General features: G+C 68.8%; 5 protein-coding genes. All 5 read right to left on the bottom strand.

Going from position 1 to position 3283, the window contains the following annotated elements; all coding sequences use genetic code 11:
• Window positions 1–164 precede the first annotated feature (164 nt).
• Window positions 165–587 (bottom strand): hypothetical protein, encoded by a 423-nt coding sequence (locus tag KSP24_RS25040; protein WP_216977171.1) that lies wholly within the window; start codon window positions 585–587, stop codon window positions 165–167.
• Entirely contained in the window at window positions 587–1219 is a 633-nt protein-coding gene (locus tag KSP24_RS25045) for a DUF6441 family protein (protein WP_216977173.1), read from the bottom strand. Before KSP24_RS25045 ends, KSP24_RS25040 begins: the two co-directional genes overlap by 1 nt.
• The gene (locus KSP24_RS25050) at window positions 1216–1530 is read right to left on the bottom strand and encodes a head-tail joining protein (RefSeq protein WP_216977175.1); all 315 of its coding nucleotides are present in this window, start codon (window positions 1528–1530) and stop codon (window positions 1216–1218) included. Before KSP24_RS25050 ends, KSP24_RS25045 begins: the two co-directional genes overlap by 4 nt.
• A 5-nt stretch (window positions 1531–1535) precedes the next feature.
• On the bottom strand, window positions 1536–1871 hold the full coding sequence (locus KSP24_RS25055; RefSeq protein ID WP_216977177.1) for a DUF2190 family protein: 336 nt from the start codon (window positions 1869–1871) through the stop codon (window positions 1536–1538).
• 109 nt (window positions 1872–1980) lie between these two features.
• The coding region (locus KSP24_RS25060) for a prohead protease/major capsid protein fusion protein (RefSeq protein WP_367949386.1) at window positions 1981–3283 on the bottom strand (1303 nt) is incomplete at its 5' end.

Below are 3283 nucleotides of genomic sequence, written 5' to 3' on the forward strand. Positions count from 1 at the left end.
AAACCACAGGAGGGGCTGTTCGCCGCCGAGCGAAGTCGAGGCGAAGGGCACTTGCTTGAAGCCCGAGCCGGGTGGCGTGCCGTAAAGGGCTTCGAAGGCGAGCGCCATTTGCGCCCGCGCGCCCTGAGCGCGTGCCATAGGGGTGGTTCCTTTCGGTTGGGGGGTCAGACGGGGGAAGCGGCGGCGTAGTCGATAAGGACCGGCAGGACCGCGGCCTTGACGGGCGCGTTGCCCTCGGCGGCGATTTCGACGGTCTCCGGGGCCTGGATCTCGATCCAATCGCAAAGCCCGCCGAGGGTCCGGTCGGCCGCGATCACGGCGCCGACGGAGGCGGTCAGGGCGTCGAAGGCGGTATCGCGCCCGGCGTCGGCTTGAACCAAGACGTCGATTTCGGCGCGGTGGCTGTAGAAATACCGGAGCGGCGACAGGGTCACTTCCGGTTCCCCGGGATCTCCGTCGCGCAGGATCAAGACTCCGCCCGCCGGGATGCGGACAGGAAGGGCTTCGTTCCGAAGCACAAGCGGGCCGGACATGGCCAGCAGGCGGGAGAAGAGGGCGGCCAAGACGGTTTCGCGGGTCGAGGGCATCAGGCGGACCTTTCGGGCCAATTGGCGCGGACGAAGGCGGGCAGACGGGATTCGGCGGCCTTCGCGGCCGCGGCGAGTTCGAGGCGTTTCTTCAGCTTGACCTGGGGTAGAAGCAGGAAGATCGGCACCGTCGTCAGGCCGCGCCCTGTCTTGGACTTCGACGCGGTCGCGCGGCCCTTGGTATTGAGCCGCCCTTCCGTGACCAAAAGGCTCGGGCCCCGCGTCCGGTAGACGAAGCGCAAGCGCAGCCCGGTCCGCCGTTCCCAGCCCAACGGTGTGATCCGCTTGTTGCCAAGACCCTTGGTGCCTGCGGCGGGAAGAGGGATCGCCAGCCAGAATCCGTCCTTCGACTGGATCAGCGCGCCTTGGTCGAAGGCGTCGACCACCTTCGACGCGTTGCTGTAGACCACCGCGGCGGCCCGAAGCGAGGTTCCGCCCTTGGGATAGACGGCGTTGCGGATCGTCCGGGCGAGGTTCGGGCCGAGCCCCGCCGCCGCGATCTGGCCGCGCCAGGCGGTCTTCAGGCCGTCGGCGGCGGCGGCGACGCCCTTCGTCACGGCGCGGCGGCCCTCCGGGATCGACGAGCTGACGATTTCAACGAAATCGCCCTGGACGGTGACGGAAAGCCTCACGGCGCCCGCGCCTCCGCTTCCCAGACCAGCCGCGTCGCATCCCGCGTTGGGGTGCCCTGAATTCGATAAACGACGCCGTCGACCTCGACCGTATCGCCCGCCGCGAAGGTCGGGGCATCGGCCGCCTGGATCGAAACCATCACGGTATCGCTGACGAAGCGGCTTTCGCCGAAGTTCTGCGTCCGGTCGGGCGCGGCCAGGACGACCCGGCAGGCGTTGCCGCCCCCCGCGCCGCCCGGCCGATAGAGCGCGTCCACCGCCAGCGTCCGATCCCGGAAGCTGGCGGCGACGGCGGCTGCGAAACCGGCCATGACGCTCAGTTGACCGAAGCGCCGTTCAGGCGGACACGGCCGGTCGTGCTGCCCGCGCCTCCCGCATCGACCTTGACCGCGGCGCCGATGCGCTTGTTGGTCGAAGCCACGTTGGTGCAGGCGGTGCCGTTCCAATAGATCGCGTCGCCCAGCGCCCAGGCCTGCGAGCCGACCTTGGGCAGATCGACGATCCCTTCGGTCAGGAAGGGGCCGTCGGCGCCGTTGGCGATATCCGCCTGAGCGACGCCGAAAAGCGAGCCGAACAGGACGCCTTGGCCGGAAACGACGGCCGAAGGTGCGGTCAGGACGACGATATCGCCCGTGCCGATGAAGTTCTTCATTGGGGTTCTCCTGGGGTTTGGGGGGATTGCGGACCGGCGTCGGCCGAGCCCGGATCAGAAAGGGAAGGGCGACGCGCGGGGTCCGCGCATCGCTGGGGCGGCGCGTCGCTCAGACGCCGACGTTCTGGAACAGGCCGCGCCAGTCGATCGCCTTGTAAGCGAAGTCGTGCCGGGCTTTGATTTCGATGCCGTCGACCTCGAACCCATTGCGGGTTTCGGTGTAGACGCCGTTGTTGCCTTCCAGGTAGCCGAACTCGACCGTGTCGATCCGCGACGGATCGGCGGCCAGGAACCAGGGCTTCGCGCCCGCGGCGGGCAGAAGCCGGGCTTCCTCGATGATTTCGAGGCGGTTGGCGAAGGCGTTCACCCCCGAAACCTGCGCCGGGGTGGTCTGGGTGACGTTCTTCCGGGCTTCGACCGCGCGCGTGCCCGGGGGCACGACGATATAGCGCGGCTGGATCGCGATCAGGCGGCCTTCCAAGCCCTTCTGCTTGGCGTAAAGCTCGTAAGCCTCGGTCAGCGAGGTTTCCGAAATCGCCGCCGCCGTGCCGAGGTTGCCGTGGGTCGCGTGGAAGAGCGCGACGGCGTCGCCCATCGTCGGGTTCCCGGTCAGGATCGAATAGACCAGGTCGGATTCCAGGTCGGCGGCCGAGGCGCCGAAGGCCGCCGGGATGCGGGCGAAGGCGTTCAGGTCGTCGTTGATGATGGTTTGGCGGGTGATCCCGATGATACGGCCATAGGTCGCCAGCGCATAGGTTTCCTTGCCTTCGCCGATCGTCCCGTAGGTGAACTCGCCGGATTCCGGCACCTTCAACAGGTCCGGCGCGCCGCCGAGTTGCGTGCGCTGCACCGTCTTGAAGTCGGGAATCGAGACCTGCCGCGCCCAGGCGGTGAAGGTCCGGGGCGTCGAGTCGTAGCCCTGGCGCAGGGTCTTGTTCGCAACGTTCGCCAGGATCGACGGGAAGTCCGAGGTCGAATGGAGCCCGACGTCGGCGCGCAGGCTCAGCGCCGCCCCGGCCAGTTCCATCTTCGACATGCCGCGGGTGTTCGTCCCGCGCCGTTCGAGGGAGAAGCGGGCCATTTCCATCAGCGTCATGCCGCGGAATTCGCGAGCATTGCCGTCCAGCGCGTTCTGCGCGGGGGCATGGCGGTGCATCAGGGCGGCGGTCAGGGCATCGCGGAAGCCGATATCCGTCGCCGACGGGCCGCCCGCTTGGGCGGGCACGGTCTCGGCGCCGCGGGTCGTCGGGTTCTGCGACGCCAGGCGATCGAGGATCGCCGAGCGCGCCGCGTCCAGGTCGACGCCGCGCGCGCTGAGGTCGGCCCCGAAATCGGCCGGCAGGGCGTGGCGCTGGCAAAGGCTCAGGATATCGGCCGTGCGACGGTGCTCTCCGGCGCGGATCGCGTCGGCC

The sequence above is a fragment of the Paenibacillus sp. AK121 genome (assembly GCF_019042715.1).
GTDB lineage: Bacteria > Bacillota > Bacilli > Paenibacillales > Paenibacillaceae > Paenibacillus > Paenibacillus polymyxa_C.